Below are 20878 nucleotides of genomic sequence, written 5' to 3' on the forward strand. Positions count from 1 at the left end.
GATGTCCGTGATGGGTCGTTGTCGCTGCGCAGGTCGCTACCAAGCTACCCGCGGCAGGAAAACGAACAAGATTCAGACAACTGGGATCAACCACTCGGGATTATGATCGGCTTGCCATTCGATACCGTCTCGGCAACAGCTCCCGTGTGGGTTCTTCGTAAAGCAAGGGGAACCGTTAGTCTGCTTGGCGCGACACGACACGCGCCGTGAGCGCGCGCTCGGTGTCGCTCGAGCCCTCGTAGCTCAGACGGATAGAGCAAGAGACTTCTAATCTCTAGGTCGCAGGTTCGAATCCTGCCGGGGGCGCCTAGCGAACCAGCCGGTTGACCTGCAACGGGGAACCGAATCCTCGGCGTAGCTTGGTCGTGCTGATCTGCCGTGCGTGGCAGATGTGGGACTTTCGTGGTGCGAGTTCCCACCGGACTCGCATCCCGCTCAGCTCAGTGCACCAATGTTGCACCGAGGGGTAACACCCACGTGAGTTGATCGCTGGGCCATCGTGATCGTGGTGTGGCCGAGCGCCTCGAATCGCCCGGACCGGGGCCGTTGCCGGCGAGGCCTCCCATCACGGCTGCGCCATGTCCGATGCCGATTACCGTCCCCCATTCGACAAGCCCCCGCGTGATCGCACTCAGTTCGATGTCAACAAGCACATCTCGTGTGAAGCGAAGCAACACAGTTCGCGAGTGCGACAGAATTCGGCCCGCTGCACAACGTTGACAGCACACGAAAGACGCCTCGACCTCCGGCAGAGAGCCCGAAGGACGGAGCGTTTTCGTGGTTACAGCACCCAGTGATCGTGGCTGTCGGGTTAGTCGATCCCGCACTATTGGCCGAAAACTCGTGTGACCACCCATGGAAGGTGCCCTATCGTGTGGGCGTGTCAGCGTTACTGTTCCCGGACCCTCCGCTCTCCGACGACGCCGTGGCATTGCGATCCTGGAGCACCTCCGACGCGCGGCAGTGGTTCGACGGCTTCTCCGACCCGTTGTGCCTGCACTTCTCCTGGCCGCTGGTGGAGCCGTTCGATCGCACACGTGCGGCAGAACCTGACCGGGTACGAGGAAATGCGGCTCCGCGGGGAGGCGGTCAACTTCGCCGTGGTCGAGGCCACCGACCACGAACTCGTCCTGGGAGGCGCCTCGGTCTACGAAGTCGCCCTCGACCAGGGGCGCGCGGCGGCCGGTTCCTGGCTCGCGCCCCATGCGCGGGGGCACGGCCTGGCCACGCGGACGCTGAACCTGTTGGTGGGTTGGGTATTCGACCACCTGGAGTTGGAACGCTTGGAACTGACCTGTGGTCCGGACAACATCGCCTCCCAGCGGGTGGCCGAGCGGTGCGGCTTCACACACGAGGGGGTGCTGCGCTCGCACCTCCCCTTTCGGGGCAGCCGCCGCGACAGCGTGCTGTTCAGTCTGTTGCCCGGTGAACGGCTGTAGCCGGGGAGCAACCGGTTTTCCGGTGGGCGGCCGGTCGCTCCAATATGGGCCGGTGGCTCGGACCAGTCCCGAGCCCCGAGCACACCCGCTCCACGTTTGTCCCCGAGAGTCGATCAGCACTCGGTCACACCGACCTCATCCGCACGACCGCCGGATGGTGTGCGGGCGGCGGTGACAGCCAGGACCCCGCAGCACAGGCCGAGTACCGCCAACGGCACGAGCACGGAGAGCACCGGCACCACTTCCGTAATCCCGAAGGCGACGAACAGCGTCGCGTGTTCCAGCAGGAACAGCGCACCGACCAGCGCCAGCGCGGCCGACCAGGAGTTCGGAACACGCCCGGGGGAACGAAGTCGTACGACCAGAGTGAACACGGCGACCACTAGCAGGCCACAGACCCGCGGTCCCGCCACCACCACGGGCGGAACGAGCCATCCCAGCAGTACGAGAATCAAGGCGGCGAGAACCCCTATCGGCAACGCGAGCGACCACGGTTTCCGCGCGGGCTCGGGCGCGTCGCGGTGGAAACCGAGGAACACGCACACGACGGGCAGCCAGATTCCGACTCCCATGATCACACTGGTGAGAGGCGTGGCCGGGGTGTCGCCCGTGGGAATCATCGACAGCAGCGAAGGCAGCAGCGCGACACCCGAACAGAGCATGCCCGCACGGCGCTTCCCCAGCACCAGCAAGAGATACGCGGGCACCCACGCCAGGTTCGGCAGCAGGTTCAGGAAGATGTACCCACTGGACGGGAACAGCAGCGTGGTGGGGTCCGCGAACGCCGTGCCGCCCCGAAGCTGGACGTGCACCAGGCTGCCCACCGAGACGACTGCCAGCACGGCGCGCACGAGCAGCGCGAGCAGCGCGATGGTGCGAACGGTGTCGCCCCGCACACGAGCCGCGCTCGGTGCTCCGACCCCGCCGAAGCGGGTTCGGACCGCGAGCCCCGCCACGGCGAGGAACTCACGCCAGTCCGGCCAGCCGTACTCACCACGCAGGTCCTCGTCATCGTCCCAGTCGTCCTGCTCGTCGTCCGCTCCTCCGCTGTGCCTCGCCGCATCGGCGAGCAGGAAGACGTCCACCATCTCCTCCTCGCGATCGGCGCGGTACCAGCTCGGCAGCAGCCGCAGCAGACGTCGGTAGCGCTGTTCCAGTCGCGTCATGCCGTACCACCCGATTCCGGCAGCAGTCCCCGGGTCCGCAACCGCTCGGTGGCCGCCCGCACGACCTCGGAGCGACGAGCGGTCTCACCGGCCAGTGTGGTCAGTCCGTTGTCGGTGATGCGGTAGTACCGACGCAACCGGCCGTTGTGGACCCGCTCGCTGTCGAGCTCCGCGAGTCCGTCGGCGCACAACCGGTCGAGCACCCCGTAGAGGGTGCCCACCCGCAGCACGACCCGCTGCCGCGAGAGCTCGCTCACCGCACGCACGATCCCGTAGCCGTGCAAGGCTCCATCGGCCAGCACGGTCAGCACCAGGAACGACTGCTCGGACATGGCTCGCCGTGTCATGTGAACATCATATATCGTAAACCGATATATAGCGAACAGCGAAACCCCGCATTCACCGAGAGCAGGGAGGAAGCCGCACGCGAGCTCGCGGAGCGCGGACCAGAAACACGTCGAACGAAACGACGAACAACCGACACACCCGCCGCGCTTAGACTCGTGGCGCACGCACCAGCGGATAAGGTTTCGAGGACCACGACATGAGCACGAGACACACGGTGATCGACTCACCGGTGGGTGAGCTGACCGTCGTGGCCGAGAACGAGCACCTGGTCGGGCTGCACTTCGAGGGCCGCGAGCACAAGAACCCGGCGACGACGCTCGGCCCCCGCGCCGATGGGGACTTCCGGCACACGGAACAGCAGCTGTGTGAGTACTTCGCGGGGGAACGCACCCGGTTCGACCTTCCGCTGGCTTTCCACGGCGACGAGTTCGAACAGCGGGTCTGGCGGCTGATCGCCGAGATCGGCTACGGCGAGACGCGCAGCTACGGCGAACTGGCCCGCGAACTCGGCAATCCGGGCCTGTCCCGGGCCGTGGGAACCGCGACCGGACGCAATCCCATAGCGGTGATCGTGCCCTGCCACCGCGTGGTCGGCGCCGACGGCAGCCTGACCGGCTTCGGCGGCGGGCTGGACCGCAAGCGCTTTCTGCTGCGGCTGGAGGAACCGCCCGCCGAAGTGGCGGGCAGGTTGTTCTGAGGCGGACTCTTCCGATGAATCCCGTCGGGAAGCTGATACCCGACCGGGAACCAGCCCGCCCCGATAAAACCAAAGCCTTCGCGGGCTTTCCCGAATCCCTCAGCCGAGGAGCCGCACCGAGCTGACGTCGGCGACCCGGCGGTAGCCCAGCCGCTCGTAGACGTCGATCGCCCGAGCGTTGTCCACGGTCACCCCCAGCGCGACCTCGCCGAACTCGTCGAGCAGTGCGCGGGTCATCGCGGCGGTCAGATCGCTTCCCAAGCCGCGACCACCGTAGGCCGGATCGACGGTGATCTTGGCGAGGAAGCCGACGCCGTTGATACTCCGATCGGCGCCGCAGGCGACGAGCCGGTCACCGTCGCGGATGCCGAACCACCGGCGAATGCCCGAGGCGCGAGGGTTCGCCCCGGTGGCCGGATGTCCCTCCCGCAGCAACCGCTCGACCCGCTCGCTCTCGCCGTTCGGCAGCACCTCGACCGCCGACTCGCCGTGCCGCCGCTCGGGCGCGACTTCGGCCGTGAGGAAGTACCAGTCCTCCAGCCGGGAGACGGACAGCCGCTCGTCGCCGTCCTCGCCCGACAGCAGCGGCAGCCGAACGGAGTCGACCGAGTCGAGCAGTCCCGCCTTCCGGAGTTCGACGAGCAGTTCGAGGGCCGCGCGCGGTCGGCCGCGCAGCGAGAGCGAACCGGGCTGCCACGGAATGCGGGTGAACCAGGCGACGGCATCATCGGTCGCGTAACCGACCGTTTCCTCGGCCACGGTCATGCGGGTGTAGGTGTCGGCACCGGCCACGGTGAGCAGTTCGGCTGCTCCGGTGAGGTGGCGGACCGTCGCCGCGGACGATGTCATGCCGACGATCCTGACAGAGCCGCACGGCCGCCGTGCGAGCGTGTCCGAAAGACGCCGGAAGCTCCGGAAGACCGGAGACTCCAGAAACTCCGTAGGCTTCAGAAACACCGCGGATCGCGGGAGACCGGAAACTCACGGGGCGCCGCGCCCGCTCGCCCACTGATACCGGTGCTCGGGTCTGCCCGCCGAGCCGTACCGCAGGTGCAGCGTGATCCTGCCGGTGGTGGCGAAGTGATCGAGGTAGCGTCGGGCGCTGACCCGGGACAGGCCCGCGTTGTTGGCGACCTCGGAGGCGGACAGGTCGGTCGCGGCCGAGCGCAGCGTGTCGAGCACCAGGCGCGCGGTGACCGCGGAGAGCCCCTTGGGCAACTCCTCGGGAACGGTTTTCCGGGGTTCGGAGGCCCGCAGCTTGCCGTATACCCGGTCCACGTCGGCCTGCTCGGCCTCGTCGACCGCATCGAGTTCGTGCTGGGCCTCGGCGTAGCCGTTCAGCCGTTCCCGCAGCTCCCGGAACGGGAAGGGTTTGAGCAGGTAGTGCACCGCCCCGCCCTGCATGGCGGCCTTGACCGTCTCCACGTCCCGCACCGCGGTGATCACCAGGACGTCGAGCGGGTGGGCGTTGCCCCGCAGCCGCTGCAACACCCGCACCCCGGATTCGTCCGGCAGGTACAGGTCCAGCAGCACCAGGTCCGGAAGCAGCCGTTCGCTCATGGTCAGTGCCTCGTGGGCGGTGTGGGCCACGCCCACCGCCTCGAATCCGGCCATGCTCTCGACCAGTTTGCGGTGGTTGTCCGCGACCCGGACGTCGTCGTCGACCACGAGAACTCGGATCATCGGGGGCTCCAGTGGGAGGACTGACGACCGGTCCGGGTCGGTTGCCGGTGATTTTCGGGGGCTCCGCCCGGCTCCCCCGTTTCGACGACGTCACCCACCACCGGCAGCGACGCGGTGAAGACCGCGCCGTCGTCGTTGTCGGCGCGCACCCAACCTCCCCGGTTTCGGCAGGTCTGTCGGACCAGGGCCAGCCCCAGCCCACCGGTGCCGCCCTGTTGGGCCACCTTGGTGGTGAAGCCCGCGCGGAACACCTCGTCGGCCAGTTCGGGGGCGATGCCCGCACCGGAGTCGCCGACCTCGATGCGGGTGACGGCGACACCGTCCGTTTCCTCCGACAGCAGCGACACCCGTACCCGCCCGGATCCCGCCAGTGACTCCAACGCGTTGTCGATGAGGTTGCCCACCACCAGTATCAGGTCGTCCCTGGCCGTGGTGGAGGGCAGGGCATCCAGGTCGGTGTCGGTGCCGAGCACGAACTCCGCTCCCCGCTCTGCGGCGGCGGCCGATTTCGCCAGCAGCAGGGCCGCGACGGCGGCGTCGCGCACCCGGGTGGTGAGGTCCTCGGTGAATCGCCCGTGGGAGGCGCTGAGCTCGTCGACGAAACTGCGCGCCTGCTCGTACTCGCCGAGTTCGAGCAGGCCGGAAATGGTGTGGATGCGGTTGGAGAACTCGTGCGCCTGGGCCCGGAGCGCGTCGGTGGTGGTCCGCGCCCCGTCGAGCTCCTGGGCGAGCTGGTCGAGCTGGGTGCGGTCGCGCAGGGTGACCACCGAGCCACCCTCGGTGCTGTCCAGCCGAACCGGCATCCGGTTCAGCGCCAGTACCCTGCCCCGCCGCAGCACGATCTGATCGGTGCCGTCGGCCTGCCCGGCCAGTACCTCGTGCAACCGCTCCGGCAGTTCGAGCTCGTCGAGGTATCGCCCCTCCGCGTCCGGTGGCAGCCCGAGCAACCGGTGTGCCTCGTCGTTGACCAGGGTGATCCTTCCGGAGGGATCGAAGGCGACAACCCCCTCCTTGAGGGCGTGCAGCATGGCCATGCGGTGTTCGACCAGGCTGCCGATCTCGTCCGCGGCCATGCCGAAGGTCATCCGGCGCATCCTGCGGAACACGAGATAGGTGCCGAGCCCACCCAGCACCACCAGCGTCAGCACGGTTCCCAGCAGTTCGGGAAGGCTCTGCGAGACCTCCTCGCTGACCGTCGAGACGGGCACTCCGACGGAGACGACGCCGATCACCGTTCCCGACTCGTCGAGCACCGGCACCTTGGCCCGCATGGAACGTCCGGTGGTGCCGGTCTGGATCCCGGTCCAGACGTTGCCCGCCAGCGCCGGGGCGGCGTCGGTGGAAAGTTGGTGGCCGATGCGCTCGGGTTCGGGGTGCGAGTAGCGGATCTGGCGCCTGTTGGCGACGACGATGAAGGAGGCGCCGGTGGCCCGGCGGATTCGTTCGGCGAGCGGCGCGATGGTGTTCTCGGGGTGCGGATCGTCGAAGGCGTCGCGCACCGTGTGCAGCGTGGCGACCGACTCGGCGATGGCCAGCACGCGCTGCGCGTACTGCTCGTCGAGCTCTGCGCGGGTGTTGCGCCACCAGAACAAGCCGCTGGCCACGAGCGCGAGCACGACCAGCACCAGCTGCAGCGCGAAGAACTGGCCCGCCAGCGGCCAGCGGCGCGCGGGCCCGCGGTCGCGCGTGGTGTTGCCCTCGGCGATGACGTCCACCCCTCCGGCTGTCGACGACCGTACGACGGTAACGGCAGCGCAGTGCGCCGGAAAACCACAGCGGGGAGGTGGCCGGGAAATCGGGCGGTCCCGTGACCACAACGACCATTACTGCGTTTATGAACACCACATTTCCACCGAACGGGTGTGACCCACATCCTGTGATCCACGACTCGTAACGTGCTGTTCATCCGGCGGTATCGCCGTACACGGGTTCCGCGCCGGTGCGCCCGGCCGCGAGAACCGGGACAGCGGGACGCGGAGTCGACGTGAACGATCCGGATTTCGCAGGGAAGAAACCATGACAGGACGACTGATCCTGCGCGTGACCGCCGCGGTCCTGGGCGTGGTCGTCGTGGGGGCGGGCCTGACCGACGCCCACACGAAGGCCTCCGGTGGGAAAGACCCCCGGGACAAGCTGCAGCTGATGGCCCCCGCCGATCCGGGCGGAGGCTGGGACACCGTGGCCAGGGAGATCCAGAGCTCGGTGGACGCCCACGGTCTCTCGCGCGCCACCGAGGTTCTCAACGTGCCCGGCGCCGGCGGCACCATCGGGCTCTCCCGGTTGGCGAACCAGTCCGGCAAGGGCAACAAGCTGATGATGAGCGGGGCGGTGATGACCGGCGCGGTCCAGACCACCGACTCCGCCACGACGCTGGACGACGTCACCCCGATCGCGCGACTGGCCGACGACTACGAGGTCGTGGTGGTGCCGAAGGACTCGCCGTTCCGCACGGTGGAGGACCTCATGTCGGCCTGGCGAGCCGAGCCGCGCTCGGTCGCGATCGGCGGCGGTTCGGCGGGCGGTACGGACCACCTGTTCGCGGGGATGCTGCTGCGCGCCGCCGGGATGAAGACCTCCGAACTCAACTATATCGCCTACGCGGGCGGCGGTGAGGTCGTCACGGGGCTGCTCGACGGCGGACTCGACGTCGGGGTCTCCAGCTACGCGGAGTTCGCCGGGCAGATCGAGGCGGGCAAACTGCGTGCGCTCGGGGTATCCGCCAAGCGCCCCTTGGAAGGGGTCGACATTCCGACCTTCGTCGAACAGGACGTGGACGCCTCGTTGGCCAACTGGCGCGGAGTCGTCGCCCCGCCGGAGCTGTCGGATGCCCAACGCGCGGAGCTGGAAAAGATCGTCACAACCGTGCACGGGAGCGAGCAGTGGCAGGACGCGGTGGAACGCAACGGCTGGAAGGACACCTTCCAGACCGGTGAGGAGTTCCGGTCCTTCCTGGAGTCCGAGACGGCGCGCATCAAACGAATCAGCGAGGAGCTGGGCCTGTCATGACCACATTCGTGCAACGAACCGCTTCGCGGCAGCGGGGCGGCGCGAGCGCTTCCGGTTCGTTCTGGACCGGGCGCAGTGAACTGTTCGTGGGCGTACTGGTCGGCGCGATCGGTGGTTTCCTGCTGCTGCGGACCGCGATGATGGACGTGCCCTCCTCGGTCAGCTTCCTCGGCCCCCGGTTCTTCCCGGCGGTGGTCGGCACGCTGCTGGTGGTGTTGGGGGTTTCGCTGGCCGTGCGGGTGGCGCTGCCCGGACGTCGCGCCTCCGTCACGGACACGACCGCGACGGAGGAGCAGACCGCCGCGGAAGCCGACGCGGCCGGAGCGCGCAGCGACTGGAAACCGTTGCTGCTGACCGCGGGAACCCTCGTGGCGCATCTGGCGCTGCTGCGAACCGCGGGGTGGATCGTGGCGGGAGCCCTGCTGTTCTGGGGTGTCTCCTGCGCGTTGGGAAGCAAGCACAAACTGCGTGACCTGGGGATATCGGTGATCGTTTCGTCCGCCGTGCAACTGGCGTTCTCAGCCGGGCTGGAGCTGTCCCTGCCCTCCGGGCTGCTGCTGGAGGTGCTGTGATGGAAACGCTGTCGCTGCTGCTCGACGGGTTCGGCTCGGCTCTCACTCCCGTCAACCTGCTGCTGTGCCTGGCCGGTGTGGTGCTGGGAACGGTCGTGGGCGTGCTGCCGGGACTCGGCACCGCCATGGCGATCGCCCTGCTGGTGCCGGTCACGTTCCAATTGGACCCCACCGGCGCCTTCATCATGTTCGCCGGGGTCTACTTCGGAGGCCAGTTCGGTGGGGCGACCACCGCGATCCTGTTGAACACCCCGGGGCAGAGCTCCTCGATGGCCACGGCGTTCGAGGGCTTTCCGATGGCCAGGAACCGCAGGGCACCGCAGGCACTGGCCACGGCCGTGCTCGGTTCGTTCCTCGCCAGCATCGTGGCCGTGACGCTCGTGGTGTTCTTCTCGCCGCTGATGGTCGACCTCGCGGTCGGGTTCGGTCCTCCCGAGTACTTCGCGCTGACCGTGCTGGCCTTTCTCGCGACCTCGGCCGTCGTGGCGGGCGACGTGCTGCGCGGCCTGAGCGGACTGGGACTCGGGCTGGCCCTGGCGATGGTGGGTATCGACGAGCAGAGCGGTGCGGTCCGGTTCACGCTGGGGAGCCCGCGGCTGTTGGACGGGATCAGCATCATCGTGGTGACGGTGGGGCTGCTGGCGATCGGTGAGGTGCTGTACGTGGCCTCCCGCGCGCGGCGGAATCCCGCCACCGAGACGGTCGCCTCGGGCAGGCCGTGGCTGAGCAGACGGGACCTGGGCCGCTCCTGGCGGCCGTGGTTGCGTGGCACCGCACTGGGTCTCCCCTTCGGCGTGATCCCGGCGGGTGGTGCGGAGATACCGACGTTCCTGTCCTACGGGACCGAGAAGACGCTGTCCCGCCGTCGTGGCGACGACGAGTTCGGCCGGGGCGCCATCGAGGGCGTGGCCGGTCCGGAGGCGGCCAACAACGCGACCACGGCCACCTCGCTGGTGCCGCTGCTGGGGCTGGGGCTGCCCACCTCGGCCACCGCGGCGATCATGCTCGGCGCGTTCCAGCAGTACGGGATGCGTCCCGGGCCACTGCTGTTCACTCAGGAGGCCGACCTGGTGTGGGCACTGCTGGCGAGCCTGTTCATCGGCAGCGTCATGCTGCTGTTGCTGAACCTGCCGTTCGCTCCGGTGTGGGCGAAGCTGCTGCGGATCCCGCGCAACTACCTCTACGCCGGGATCGTCGTGTTCGCCACCCTCGGGGTCTACACCGCGAGGTCCTCGCTGTTCGACGTGCTGCTGCTCTACGTGGTGGGAGCGCTCGGTTTCCTGCTGCGCCGCTACGGCTTCCCGGTCGCGCCGGTGTTGATCGGCGTGATCCTGGGGCCGCTCGCGGAGACCTCGATACGGCGGGCGATGGCGATGAGCCGGGGAGACGTGGGAGTGCTGTTCGCCAGCCCCTTCGCCGTGGGGATCTACGCGATCCTGCTGGTGGCGGTGGTCGGCTCCACCGTGCTGCGGGTGCGGCGCGCGCGGGCGGCCTGACGAGGATTTTCGGGAGGTGCGTTTCCGGAACACTGCCCCGGAAACGCACCTCCCGGTTCACGAACGAAATCACTGCCTGCCGGAGCAGCGGATCAGCACAACAGTTCGGCCTCCACTGCCGGTGTGAGACCGGACTTGCGCGGGCGATGCAGTCCGCGTGCCCGTTCCTCGGCCAACGCGGCCCGCACAGTGTCGGCCAGTGGCCTGGTAACCAACCCGTCGGCCGCTGCCGGTGTTGGGTCGTGCGTGACGACGCCGTAGTGCGAACTCGGCGCCCACAGCGGCAATGAGCGCGGTCCTTCCCAGTGCACTATTCCCCCCTCGAGCAGTTTCTCCGGCGCGACCGGCACCGGCTCTACGTCGGCGGTTCCGGCGAGTTCCGCGATCTCGCTCAGCACGGAGCCGAGCGTGCGGATCGGCCCGACGGCGTCGTGGGTCCCGGTGATACCCCGCTCCCCCGCGGTCACGATCCACTCGGCCAGATCACGCACGTCGAGGTGCTGGATCGGCTGCTCAGGAGCATCCGGAACGACCACTCGCCCGCCCCGCGCGAAGCGGGCGGGCCAGTAACCGAACCGATCCATGTTGTCACCGGGACCGGTGATCAGTCCCGGACGCACCACCAGGGTCCGCTCCCCGACGGCCTCGTACACGGCGTTCTCCGAGGCGACTTTTATGCCGCCGTAGATTTCCGGGGTGAGTTGTCCTCCAGCCGACCGCCGAGGCTCGGTGACCGGTTCCAGCAGCGCGCCATCGGTCTTCTGATGCTGGGTCGCGGTGTCGGCATAAACATTGATCGTGGAGACGAAGGTCCAGTGACCGGTGGTTTCGGCCAGTGCCCGCAGTGCGTCCCGCACCCAGTCGAGATCGTGGGTGGCGACGTCGATCACGGCGTCGAACCGGGCACCGGCGAGCCGCTCGATCGCGCCGGGCTCGTCCCGGTCCAGTGGGACCAGCTCAGCTCCTGCGGGTACCGTCCCAGAAGCTCCCCGAGCCGCACAGCTGACTTCGTGACCCCGCCGGACCGCTTCGGTCGCGATCGCGTGGGAGACGAACACAGTCCCACCGAGCACCAGAATCCGCATGTGTCCAACATGGCCCACGGGATCCGATTTCTCCAGATGAATCGCTGCTGGCGAAAACCAGTTGCTCGGGCTGTCCGTCTCGGAGCGGATCGAAGTTGTGGCAGCGAGGTTGGTGGTCCGTCCGATGCGGAATTCACCACGGACGGCCTCTCGAAATCATCGGTTCTTCACCGCGGTATTGACCGGTGTTGACCCTCGCTTGTCACGCTGCTGTGGTCGGCTCACCCCAGCACGTGAGGAGAACGGCCGTGCGACGTCTTTCGATCGCGTTGATCACCGCGTTATCCGCGGGGACACTACTGCTCGCCTCGGCGGGAACCGCCGCCGCATATCCACCCGACCCGCCCGGCGAATCCACCGCGCGGCAGCAGCTCGCCGAGCTCGCGGTGAGCGCGGAGGGCTCGATGAGCGGCTATGACCGGGACAGGTTCCCGCACTGGTCGAGCCAGTCGGGCAACTGTGACACCCGGGAGACCGTGCTGCGGCGGGACGGCAGCGGCGTCACCGTCGGCTCGGACTGCTACCCGGACTCGGGGAGCTGGTACAGCGTCTACGACCAACGGTGGGTGAGCGACCCCAGCGAGGTGCACATCGACCACGTGGTCCCGCTCGCCGAGTCCTGGCGCTCCGGCACCGCGAGCTGGAGCGACGCGAAGCGGGAGGACTTCGCCAACGACCTGGACACCCAGCAGCTGATCGCGGTGTCGGGCACCTCCAACATGACCAAGAGCGACGACGACCCTGCCGCGTGGCAGCCCTCCAACACCGGTTACCACTGCGTGTACGCGCGCAGCTGGATCAACGTGAAGCACGTCTGGGGTCTGAGCGTCGACTCGGCCGAGCAGAACGCGCTGTCGAACATGCTCGACAACTGCTGATCGGGGTTTTCCGGTCGGTCCGACGTTTCCGGCTCCGGCAAGACCCGCGCCGATCGGTCAACAGCACGGGAGAACGTCAGCGAGGTAACGGCCGGAACCGTCGGGCATCCCGACCCGGCGGTTCCGGCCGCGCGGCGAGGTCCGGTCAGTCCCACTCCAGCGCCGCTCCGGACTGGTACTCGGTCACCCGCGTCTCGAAGAAGTTCTTCTCCTTCTTCAGATCGACGGCCTCCGACATCCAGGGGAACGGGTTCTCGGTCTCGGCGAACACCGGTTCCAGACCCAGCTGGTCACAGCGGCGATTGGTGATGAAGTGCATGTACTCGGTGCACAGTTCGGCGTTGAGCCCGAGCATGCCTCGCGGCATGGTCTCGCGACCGTAGGCGACCTCAAGCTCACAGGCCTCGGTCAGCATCGTACGCACTTCCTCCTGGAACTCCGGGGTCCACAGCCACGGATTCTCCAGCTTGATCCGGTTGATGCAGTCGATCCCGAAATTGAGGTGGATCGACTCGTCCCGGAGGATGTACTGGTACTGCTCGGCGATGCCGACCATCTTGTTCCTGCGCCCCAGCGACAGGATCTGCGCGAAGCCGGTGTAGAACCACATCCCCTCGAAGATCACGTAGAACGCCACCAGGTCCCGCAGGAACGCCCGGTCGGCCTCGGGTGTGCCGGTGGCGAAGTCGGGGTTCTCCAGGTTCCTGGTGTAGCGCAGCGCCCAGGAGTCCTTGTCCGAGATGGACGGGACCTCGCGGTACATGTTGAACAGCTCGCCCTCGTCGAGCCCCAGGCTCTCGCAGATGTACTGGAAGGTGTGGGTGTGCACCGCCTCCTCGAACGCCTGCCGAAGCAGGTACTGCCTGCACTCGGGGTTGGTGATGTGCCGGTACACCGCCAGCACCACGTTGTTGGCGACCAGGGACTCGGCGGTGGCGAAGAAGCCGAGGTTGCGCTTGAGCATCAACCGCTCGTCGTCGGTGAGCCCGTCCGGGGACTTCCACAGCGCGATGTCGGCCTGCATGGAGACCTCGGTGGGCATCCAGTGGTTGTTGCACCCGGCCAGGTACTTGTCCCAGGCCCAGCCGTACTTCAGCGGCAACAGCTGGTTGACGTCGGCGCGGGAATTGATCATCGCCTTGTCGGCCGCGTCGACCCGGGAGCCGGAACGGTCGATCTCCCCGAGTCCGCTGGTGTCGGGGCTGACGGCGGTTTCCGGCACGTTCAACGAGGTCATACTGGTTTCCGGTCCTCCCGTGCTTGATCGCGGCGGAGCTGTTCGGTCCGCTCGCGGGCCCGGCGTTCCGGCCGAGCGCTTCGGAACTTCTGGGGTAGCTGGGTGCTGTTTCTCGGACGGTCGTTTCCCGCCGCGTTCTCCGGAGGTCGTACTCCCGGAGAACGAGGTCACTGGCAGACCTCGCACTCGGGGTCCTCCACCGCGCAGGCCGCCTCGTCGGAAGAATTCGCCGCGTCGAAGGACGTATCGGCCGGGAGCACGGTGGGTGATACGGCGTTGAGCTTTCCGTCGGTGCCGCGCAGCGTGCTCTTCTCCACGTCCGAGGCGCTGCTGGAGCGCAGGTAGTAGGTGGTCTTGAGCCCTTTGCGCCAGGCGTCGCGGTACTGCCGGTCGAGCTCGCGCCCGCTCGGCCGCGCGAGGTACAGGTTCAGCGACTGTGCCTGATCGATCCACTTCTGCCTGCGCGCCGCGGCCTCGATGAGCCGGTCCGAACCGATCTCGAATGCCGTGGCGTAGAGCTCCTTGAACTCCGCCGGGATCCGCTCGATCGGCCCGAGCGCACCGTCGTGGTATTTCAGGTCGGCCACCATGCGCCGGTCCCACAACCCCGCCCGCTTCAGGTCGGCGACCAGGTGCGGGTTGATCACCGTGAAATCGCCGGACATGTTCGACTTGACGTAGAGGTTGCGGTAGAGCGGTTCGACGGACTGCCCGACACCGCAGATGTTGGAGATCGTGGCGGTGGGGGCGATCGCCATCACGTTGGAGTTGCGCATCCCCTGCCGCCGCACCTTCTCCCGCAGCGGCTGCCAGTCCAGCGTCGAGGAGGTCGACAGCTCCACGTCACCGTCGCGTTCACGCCGCAGCAGCTCCAGCGAGTCCAGCGGCAGGATGCCCCGGCTCCACAACGAGCCCTCGAACGATTCGTAGCGGCCGCGTTCGGCGGCCAGCTCCGCGGACGCGGAGATCGCGTGATAACTGATCTCCTCCATGCTGTGGTCGGCGAACTCCACGGCCCGCTGCGAGGACATCGGGATCCGACGCTCGAACAGGGCATCGGTCAACCCCATCACCCCCAGCCCGACCGGTCGGTGCCGCGTGTTCGAGTCGCGTGCCTCCGGAATCGTGTAGAAGTTGATGTCTATGACGTTGTCGAGCATGCGCACGGCGGTTCGTGTGGTGCGTTCCAGCCGCTCGCGATCGATGCCGTCGGCGGTGACGTGGTTCGCCAGGTTGATCGACCCCAGATTGCACACCGCCACCTCGTCCCGGTCGGTGTTGAGCGTGATCTCGGTGCACAGGTTGGAGGAGTGCACCACACCGGCGTGCTGCTGCGGGGAACGCAGGTTGCAGGGATCCTTGAAGGTGATCCACGGATGCCCGGTCTCGAACAGCATGGTCAGCATCCGGCGCCACAGGTCCACGGCGGAGACCCTGCGGTGAACTCTCAGCTCACCGCGCTCGGCGGCGCGTTCGCACTCGCGGTAGCGCTCGGCGAACTCCGTGCCGTACAGGTCGTGCAGGTCGCCTACCTCGTCCGGGGAGAACAACGTCCAGGTGCCGTCGGCCTCGACACGACGCAGGAACTCGTCGGGAACCCAGTTCGCCGTGTTCATGTCGTGGGTGCGCCTGCGGTCGTCACCGGTGTTCTTGCGCAGGTCGAGGAACTCCTCGACGTCGATGTGCCAGGTCTCCAGGTAGGCGCACACCGCGCCCTTGCGCTTGCCGCCCTGGTTGACCGCCACCGCCGTGTCGTTGGCGATCTTGAGGAACGGCACGACACCCTGGGACCGCCCGTTGGTGCCGTTGATGTGGGCACCGATACCGCGTACCGGTGTCCAGTCGTTGCCCAGTCCTCCGGCGTACTTCGACAGTTTGGCGTTGTTGCCGATCGAGTGGAAGATGTGGCGCAGGTCGTCGTCCACGGTGGTCAGAAAGCAGGATGACAGCTGGGGACGGGTGGTTCCGGCGTTGAACAGGGTCGGCGTGGAGCACATGAAGTCCATCGCCGACAGCAGCTCGTAGAACTCCACGGCACGGCGACCGCGATCGTCCTCCTCCAGCGCGAGCCCCATGGCGACCCGCATGAAGAACGCCTGCGGCAGCTCATAGCGCACTCCCCGCTCGTGCAGCAGGTAGCGGTCGTAGAGCGTGCGCAGCCCGAGGAAGTCGAACAGCGTGTCCCGCTCCGGACGCAGCGCGGCGCCGAGCTCCTCGAGGTCGAACTCGCCGAGCCGGGGATCGAGTTGGCCGTTTCCGATGCCGTGCCGCACGTAGCGGACGAAGTAGTCCGGATAGCGCTGTCGCATCTCCTCCTGGTCGGCCTCCCGCTGCTGCCCCTCCAGGAAGCTGAGGGCTTCGCGACGCAGCTCGTCCAGCAACAGCCGAGCCGTGACCCGCGAGTAGTTCGGTTCGGCTTCGACGAGCGTGCGGGCTGCCATGATCAACGCGGTCGCGAGTTCGTCGGGCGAGATGCCGTCGTAGAGATTGCGCCGCGCTTCGCGCAACACGTGCTCGGCGGACACGTCCGCCAACCCGGCACAGGCCTGTTCCACCACTGTGGACACCCTGTCCCAGTTCAGTGGTTCCGGTTCCCCGGTCGGGCCGCTGACACGGACGTCGGGGGCGGCGGAAGACACGACAGCGTTGGAAGCTCGAGTCACCGTGCACTCTCCTCGCGAGTTCGAACCGATGCCCGGACCGGGCGGGAACACACGAGGTCCGCGGGACACGGCACCGGATTCCGGGGCACGCGTCCGGCCGAGTTCGCGCGGACCCTCCCTCGAGGTCGCGGACGGCGCGCACGGTCGTGCGCGCATCGACGGCAGGTCTTCGGACTCACGGGCTTCCGGCGGCTCGACCGCCGGTCCTGATAACCGTCGCTTCCCGGACCGGTGGCGTCCAGTGCGTTTCCCACCCTGGGGTGGCACGGCGTTCGTTCCCGTTTACCGCTGCGGGGCAGTCCCGGACTCGCACCGGGTTCCCTGTTGGCACACCGAATCTTTCGAATCCGGTGAACCGCCGACAGCAACACACTACATGTTGACCCAATGGATCTACGCTACCCCCACATGGGTTACCGAGCTTTCGTCGTCGGCTGCTGAAAAACGGAAATCAACGAGCAGCGGACGGACCACATCGGACGCTGTCCCGACAGGCCCGGCCGCGAGGGAGCGGCTCCAACGAGCTGGAGGACCGCGCGGCCGGTCCACCGAGGTGACACCCGGCGCGGACCGATCCGGCCGTTTCGCGGGACGAAACGGCCGCTCGCCGAACCGGACTGCGGATTCCTAGCGTTATCCGCGAACCAGCCGCCGGACGGCGGACGAACGGCGCTCCGGGAGTCACAGTGTCCAGCGAAAGCCGAACGGAACCCCCACCCGCTTCCGGGACTTCCCCACGCGAAAGACCGCTGCTGCGACTCGCGTTCGACTTCGTGGACAGTTCCGAGGCGGCACGGATCCTCTCCGCAACCGCTCCGCTGATCGACATCGCCGAGGTCGGGACCTCGATGCTGAAGACCGAGGGCGTGTGGGCGATCGAACGTGTTCGGCGAGCGATTCCGGGAACGGACTTGCTGGTCGACGCGAAAACCATGGACGACGCCGCCTACGAGGCGGGACTGGTCTTCGAGGCCGGAGCCGACCTGACCACGGTCTGCGCCGGTGCCGCCGACGCGACCGTCACCGGTGTCGTGGCCGAGGCCCGTCGTCACCGACGAGCGGTGGTCGGCGACCTGGTCGGGGCCAGAGCCACCCCGCACCGGCTGAGCCGGTTGTCGGAACTCGGCGTCGATTTCATAGGGGTGCACAACGGCTCGGACGAACGAGCGAACAGCGCCGATCTGGCCACTCAGCTGCGGACGTGCGAATCCTTGGGAATCGGCAACATTCAGCTCTCCGGGGGAATTTCACCCGAATCGGTGCGGGCGTTGCACACGGGCACCCCGGCGATCCTGGTCGTCGGCGGCTACGTCCTCGACTCGACCGAGCCGTGTGACGCCGTACGACGGATCCGGAAAGCGATGCACGAGCGATTCGGGGGAACGGATTCATGAGCGGCCGAACGCTCGTGCCGGTGCCACCATGCTGCTCTACGGTGGGGCGGTTTTTCCCGGAACGTTCCGCGCCCTGCGTGCCGAAGCGCCGATCGACGGGCTGGGGGTGGGCAGGTCGGGGCGTGACACCGCCGTGTTGCGCGACATTCTCGACGAGGTGGCCACGTGCGCCTGACGGAACATCCCGTCGTGATCGCGAGGAGTGCACCGCACCGGGGCCTCCCGCCTCTCTCGCGGACCGTCCCCGCAGCCTCGGCGGATCCCGCCACCCCGGAGGACTTCGTTGGGCGGATCCTTCAACAACGGCTCGTCGAACCGGTGGGCAGTAGTTTCGCGGCGTCGTGTGCGGCCTGCCTGAGCAATGTCGCCGTGTGCGGGACGTTGTGCACCCGGGCGGCGGGACCTGTCATCGCCAGCACGGCCACCGGACGCCTGATCCGATCCAGCACGGCAGCGGCGAGTTCGACCCGCCCGTGACAGGATCGTTCCACCAACAGCCCGGTCCTGCGGATCTCGGCGAACTGGGACGAGGACCGACTTCGGACGCACTCCCCGCGATCACCGATCACCTCGTGCGGTACCGAATCAGGCGAGAACGCCGACAGCACCTTGGTCGCAGCTCCGTGGTGTTCGACTGCTCCGCCAGCCGTTCCGATCGGATTCCCGGTACCGCGCCCCTGGACGCGGTGCAGCACGACGACATCGCCACCACGCGGCACCGCCAGTTCCACCGGAAGTCGTGCGGCACAGTAGAGCTCGACCATGACCGGGGACAGTCGCTCGCGCAGCAGTCGTGACTCGGTGCCGGCGGTGAGATCACGCGCGAGGCGTCGCAGTTCGACACCGGGATAGTAGACGTGTTCGGACTCGTGCGCGAAACGCAGCCGTCGCATCGTGCGCAGTGTGCGGTGGACGCTCGGTTTCGGGATACCGAGCGATCGGGAGAGCTCCGAAACCCCCACTCCCTCGGGACGAAGCGTCAATTCGCGCAACAACAGCAGGGCGCGGGCGAGGCTGCCGTTGGCCTCCGGCCCGGGCTCCGTCTCGTCGTCGTGTTTCGGTCGCACCGGTCTGCTCATCGCTATACCCGCTTTCGGAGGGCGGTATTCGCCCGTCGGCAGCAATGGAACAGTTCCGGTTTAGCGGGCGATGCTGACACGGCGTTGACAGCGGAGTGACCGGCCTTCGGTTCCACTGCTGTGGCACGGGGTGTTCAACGGTCGGAAGGCGTAACGTTGCTCGTGATCACGGCGACCCGAACGTGGCAGCACTCCGGAGGAAGCGCGGATGGACCAGCACGAGGACCCTCGGGAATCGGTTCCGTTCAGCTCGTTCGCTCCCCCGCCGGGGGAAGCGCGGACGGACCGTCCGAACGCGGCCCGGATGTACGACTACTACCTGGGTGGATCCACCAACTTCGCGGTGGACCGCGAAGCGGCCGAGGCCGGATCGGCCGCGATGCCGCACGCTCGCGAGTACGCGCGGGCCAACCGGGCCTTCCTCGGCCGCGCGGTCGCGTACCTGTCCGCGCGGGGGATCGACCAGTTCCTGGACCTGGGCTCGGGCATTCCGACCGTCGGCAACGTGCACGAAGTGGCCCAGTCGCTCGATCCGACGGCCCGGGTGGCCTACGTCGATCACGAACCGGTGGCGGTGGCACACGCACAGCGGCTGCTCGCCGAGTACTCCGACGTGACGATCACGTTGGCCGATGTCCGGGATCCCCAGGCGGTGCTCACCGCTCCCGGCGTGGCGGGACTGCTGGACTTCGCTCGCCCCGTGGGAGTGCTGGCGGTCGCGGTGCTGCCGTTCGTGCCGGAGCAGCGGGCCGCACGGGAGATGATCGCCGCCTACCGCGAGGCGTGTGTGGCGGGAAGCCATCTGGTTCTCTCACACATCTCCGCGATATCGGCCACCGAACGGCAGGTCGCCGACGCCGAGGAGGTCATGGCCCGCACGCCGACACCTGTCAGATGGCGCCCTCCGCACGAGATAACCGAGCTGATGGGGGCTACGAGCTGGTGGAACCCGGACTCGTACCGCTGCCGAACTGGAATCCGCAGGGCACGGTCGCCCGTGAGGAGATCGAGGTCTCGAACGCCTACGGCGCGGTGGGCAGGCTGACACGTTGAGCGACGGACCGACACCGGACAGGTACGCCACTCAGAAACGGCGCTGAGTCGGGACCGGAACGGGATAGCCGAACCTGAGCAACGCGTGCGGAGGTCCCGGAAGTCCGAGCCGGTCCAGCAGTCCCGCGCGCACCTCGGTGAGGTTGAGCGGTTGTGTGATGACCGAGGCCGCCAGCCCCAGACTGGTGGCGGTGAGCCAGGCGAACTGCATGGCCTCACCGGCACGGAAGTGCGCGGCGGGATCGTCGGTGCTGGTGGTCAGCACCATGATCGACTCGTTCGCGATCCACTCGGCGAGATGTCGTTCGTCTGGGAGTCTGCTGCTCGGTCCGACGAGCCCGACGGCGGCTACTCCCCCGTTACCGAGATCCTCGGAAGCGATGCCACCTCCCGGATCCACACCGCCCTGACCGTCCACCAGCCACATGGCCAGTTCCCGTTGGTAGTGACGGTCCTTGCGGTGCACCCGGGCCGCGTAACCCAAGATCTCCGCAAGGGTCCGCGCCTCCTCGAGGCCGGTTATCCAGCGGGCGTGGACCTCGGCGGAGTTTCCCGCCGCCAGCAGCGCCTCTCTCGCCACGTGGGGGAGCTGCTGTTCGTGGAACGGCTTGCGGTAGCTGGTGCGCCGGGTGATCGCCCGGAAGCGCTGTCCTTCGGAAACCGACGGCTGTTGCCGATGCGTGGCCTTGACGGTGGCGACCAGCCGGGGATCGTCGGATTCGTTCTCCTCCGGCCACCGTCGCACCAGGGCCGCCCAGCCGAGCGCGCGCACCCCGAGGAACAGGTTGGTCACCGCCGCACCGCAGGAGAGTCGCCGATCCCTGCCTTCCGGATCGTGCTGCTCGAGTGCCACGTCGGGTCGCTCGCGCAGCAACGCCGTGCGGTCACTCGTCGTCAGTTCCCAGGGCTGGGTGTTGTGCACCGAGGGTGCCCGGGCGACCGCGTCCTCCAGGCTGTGGACCTCTTCGGGTGACCAGCCCTGTTCGGTTGTGGAAGTACCGGCTCGTCGCCGGTGCGGTCTGAGCCAACTCATGGTCGAACCCCTGCGACACGAGTGTGCGCGCTCGCCGCGGTATCGCGAT

At 67.8% G+C, this 20878-nt stretch carries 19 protein-coding genes, 1 tRNA gene and 1 riboswitch; of the genes, 10 read left to right on the plus strand and 10 right to left on the minus strand.

The genetic code is table 11. The features are described from left to right. Positions 1–232 precede the first annotated feature (232 nt). Positions 233–306: transfer RNA gene (locus BM394_RS07220), tRNA-Arg, on the plus strand. 731 nt (positions 307–1037) lie between these two features. Beyond that, on the plus strand, positions 1038–1439 hold the full coding sequence (locus BM394_RS07225) for a GNAT family N-acetyltransferase (protein ID WP_245780034.1): 402 nt from the start codon (positions 1038–1040) through the stop codon (positions 1437–1439). A gap of 113 nt (positions 1440–1552) precedes the next feature. Here BM394_RS07225 and BM394_RS07230 read toward each other — a convergent pair whose 3' ends face one another. Continuing rightward, the gene (locus tag BM394_RS07230; RefSeq protein WP_092975692.1) at positions 1553–2605 is read right to left on the minus strand and encodes a hypothetical protein; all 1053 of its coding nucleotides are present in this window, start codon (positions 2603–2605) and stop codon (positions 1553–1555) included. After that, positions 2602–2952, minus strand: coding sequence for a PadR family transcriptional regulator (locus BM394_RS07235; RefSeq protein WP_207227168.1), 351 nt, complete (start codon positions 2950–2952; stop codon positions 2602–2604). Before BM394_RS07235 ends, BM394_RS07230 begins: the two co-directional genes overlap by 4 nt. A 197-nt stretch (positions 2953–3149) precedes the next feature. Here BM394_RS07235 and BM394_RS07240 point away from each other — a divergent pair, with 197 nt between their 5' ends. Further along, positions 3150–3650: a methylated-DNA--[protein]-cysteine S-methyltransferase gene (locus BM394_RS07240; protein WP_092975698.1), complete on the plus strand. Its 501-nt coding sequence runs from the start codon at positions 3150–3152 to the stop codon at positions 3648–3650. 99 nt (positions 3651–3749) lie between these two features. On the opposite strand, the gene BM394_RS07245 is transcribed toward BM394_RS07240, so the two are convergent. The 3 genes from BM394_RS07245 to BM394_RS07255 form a co-directional block, all read right to left on the minus strand. Then, positions 3750–4499, minus strand: a complete 750-nt coding sequence (locus tag BM394_RS07245; protein WP_217643396.1) for a GNAT family N-acetyltransferase — start codon at positions 4497–4499, stop codon at positions 3750–3752. Between the two features lie 132 nt (positions 4500–4631). Beyond that, positions 4632–5333: a response regulator gene (locus BM394_RS07250; RefSeq protein ID WP_092975701.1), complete on the minus strand. Its 702-nt coding sequence runs from the start codon at positions 5331–5333 to the stop codon at positions 4632–4634. Next, entirely contained in the window at positions 5330–7048 is a 1719-nt protein-coding gene (locus BM394_RS07255; RefSeq protein ID WP_217643397.1) for an ATP-binding protein, read from the minus strand. The genes BM394_RS07250 and BM394_RS07255 overlap by 4 nt, the downstream gene beginning before the upstream one ends. A 301-nt stretch (positions 7049–7349) precedes the next feature. Here BM394_RS07255 and BM394_RS07260 point away from each other — a divergent pair, with 301 nt between their 5' ends. From BM394_RS07260 to BM394_RS07270, 3 genes are read left to right on the plus strand one after another with little or no spacing between them, the layout of a single operon-like run. Beyond that, positions 7350–8339, plus strand: coding sequence for a Bug family tripartite tricarboxylate transporter substrate binding protein (locus tag BM394_RS07260; protein WP_092975704.1), 990 nt, complete (start codon positions 7350–7352; stop codon positions 8337–8339). Continuing rightward, positions 8336–8911, plus strand: a complete 576-nt coding sequence (locus BM394_RS07265) for a tripartite tricarboxylate transporter TctB family protein (protein ID WP_092975707.1) — start codon at positions 8336–8338, stop codon at positions 8909–8911. The genes BM394_RS07260 and BM394_RS07265 overlap by 4 nt, the downstream gene beginning before the upstream one ends. Beyond that, complete coding sequence (locus tag BM394_RS07270; RefSeq protein WP_092975710.1) at positions 8911–10407, plus strand: tripartite tricarboxylate transporter permease; 1497 nt, start codon at positions 8911–8913, stop codon at positions 10405–10407. Before BM394_RS07265 ends, BM394_RS07270 begins: the two co-directional genes overlap by 1 nt. Positions 10408–10499: 92 nt before the next feature. Here BM394_RS07270 and BM394_RS07275 read toward each other — a convergent pair whose 3' ends face one another. Continuing rightward, complete coding sequence (locus tag BM394_RS07275) at positions 10500–11492, minus strand: NAD-dependent epimerase/dehydratase family protein (RefSeq protein WP_092975713.1); 993 nt, start codon at positions 11490–11492, stop codon at positions 10500–10502. Positions 11493–11740: 248 nt separating this feature from the next. Between BM394_RS07275 and BM394_RS07280 the strand changes: the two genes are divergently transcribed. After that, positions 11741–12370, plus strand: coding sequence for an HNH endonuclease family protein (locus BM394_RS07280; RefSeq protein WP_092975716.1), 630 nt, complete (start codon positions 11741–11743; stop codon positions 12368–12370). A gap of 145 nt (positions 12371–12515) precedes the next feature. Here the strand turns inward: BM394_RS07280 and BM394_RS07285 are convergent, their stop codons facing one another. Continuing rightward, positions 12516–13607, minus strand: coding sequence for a ribonucleotide-diphosphate reductase subunit beta (locus BM394_RS07285; RefSeq protein ID WP_092975719.1), 1092 nt, complete (start codon positions 13605–13607; stop codon positions 12516–12518). A gap of 167 nt (positions 13608–13774) precedes the next feature. Continuing rightward, the gene (locus tag BM394_RS07290) at positions 13775–16270 is read right to left on the minus strand and encodes a ribonucleoside-diphosphate reductase subunit alpha (RefSeq protein ID WP_217643398.1); all 2496 of its coding nucleotides are present in this window, start codon (positions 16268–16270) and stop codon (positions 13775–13777) included. Between the two features lie 143 nt (positions 16271–16413). Beyond that, positions 16414–16645: riboswitch (cobalamin riboswitch) on the minus strand. A 311-nt stretch (positions 16646–16956) separates the two neighbouring features. Here BM394_RS07290 and BM394_RS07295 point away from each other — a divergent pair. Together BM394_RS07295 and BM394_RS22735 are read left to right on the plus strand one after the other, a co-directional pair. Beyond that, a complete protein-coding gene (locus BM394_RS07295) occupies positions 16957–17664 on the plus strand; it encodes an orotidine 5'-phosphate decarboxylase / HUMPS family protein (RefSeq protein WP_175529999.1) in 708 nt (235 codons plus the stop codon). Between the two features lie 28 nt (positions 17665–17692). Next, positions 17693–17839, plus strand: a complete 147-nt coding sequence (locus tag BM394_RS22735) for a hypothetical protein (RefSeq protein ID WP_175530000.1) — start codon at positions 17693–17695, stop codon at positions 17837–17839. 121 nt (positions 17840–17960) lie between these two features. Here the strand turns inward: BM394_RS22735 and BM394_RS07300 are convergent, their stop codons facing one another. Further along, positions 17961–18743, minus strand: coding sequence for a helix-turn-helix domain-containing protein (locus BM394_RS07300; RefSeq protein ID WP_092975725.1), 783 nt, complete (start codon positions 18741–18743; stop codon positions 17961–17963). Positions 18744–18951: 208 nt separating this feature from the next. Here BM394_RS07300 and BM394_RS07305 point away from each other — a divergent pair, with 208 nt between their 5' ends. Next, complete coding sequence (locus tag BM394_RS07305; protein WP_245780035.1) at positions 18952–19788, plus strand: SAM-dependent methyltransferase; 837 nt, start codon at positions 18952–18954, stop codon at positions 19786–19788. 39 nt (positions 19789–19827) lie between these two features. On the opposite strand, the gene BM394_RS07310 is transcribed toward BM394_RS07305, so the two are convergent. Further along, positions 19828–20829, minus strand: a complete 1002-nt coding sequence (locus tag BM394_RS07310; RefSeq protein WP_092975728.1) for an Acg family FMN-binding oxidoreductase — start codon at positions 20827–20829, stop codon at positions 19828–19830. Between the last annotated feature and the right edge of the window lie 49 nt (positions 20830–20878).

Source organism: Actinopolyspora lacussalsi subsp. righensis (genome assembly GCF_900116555.1).
GTDB classification, from domain to species: domain Bacteria; phylum Actinomycetota; class Actinomycetes; order Mycobacteriales; family Pseudonocardiaceae; genus Actinopolyspora; species Actinopolyspora lacussalsi.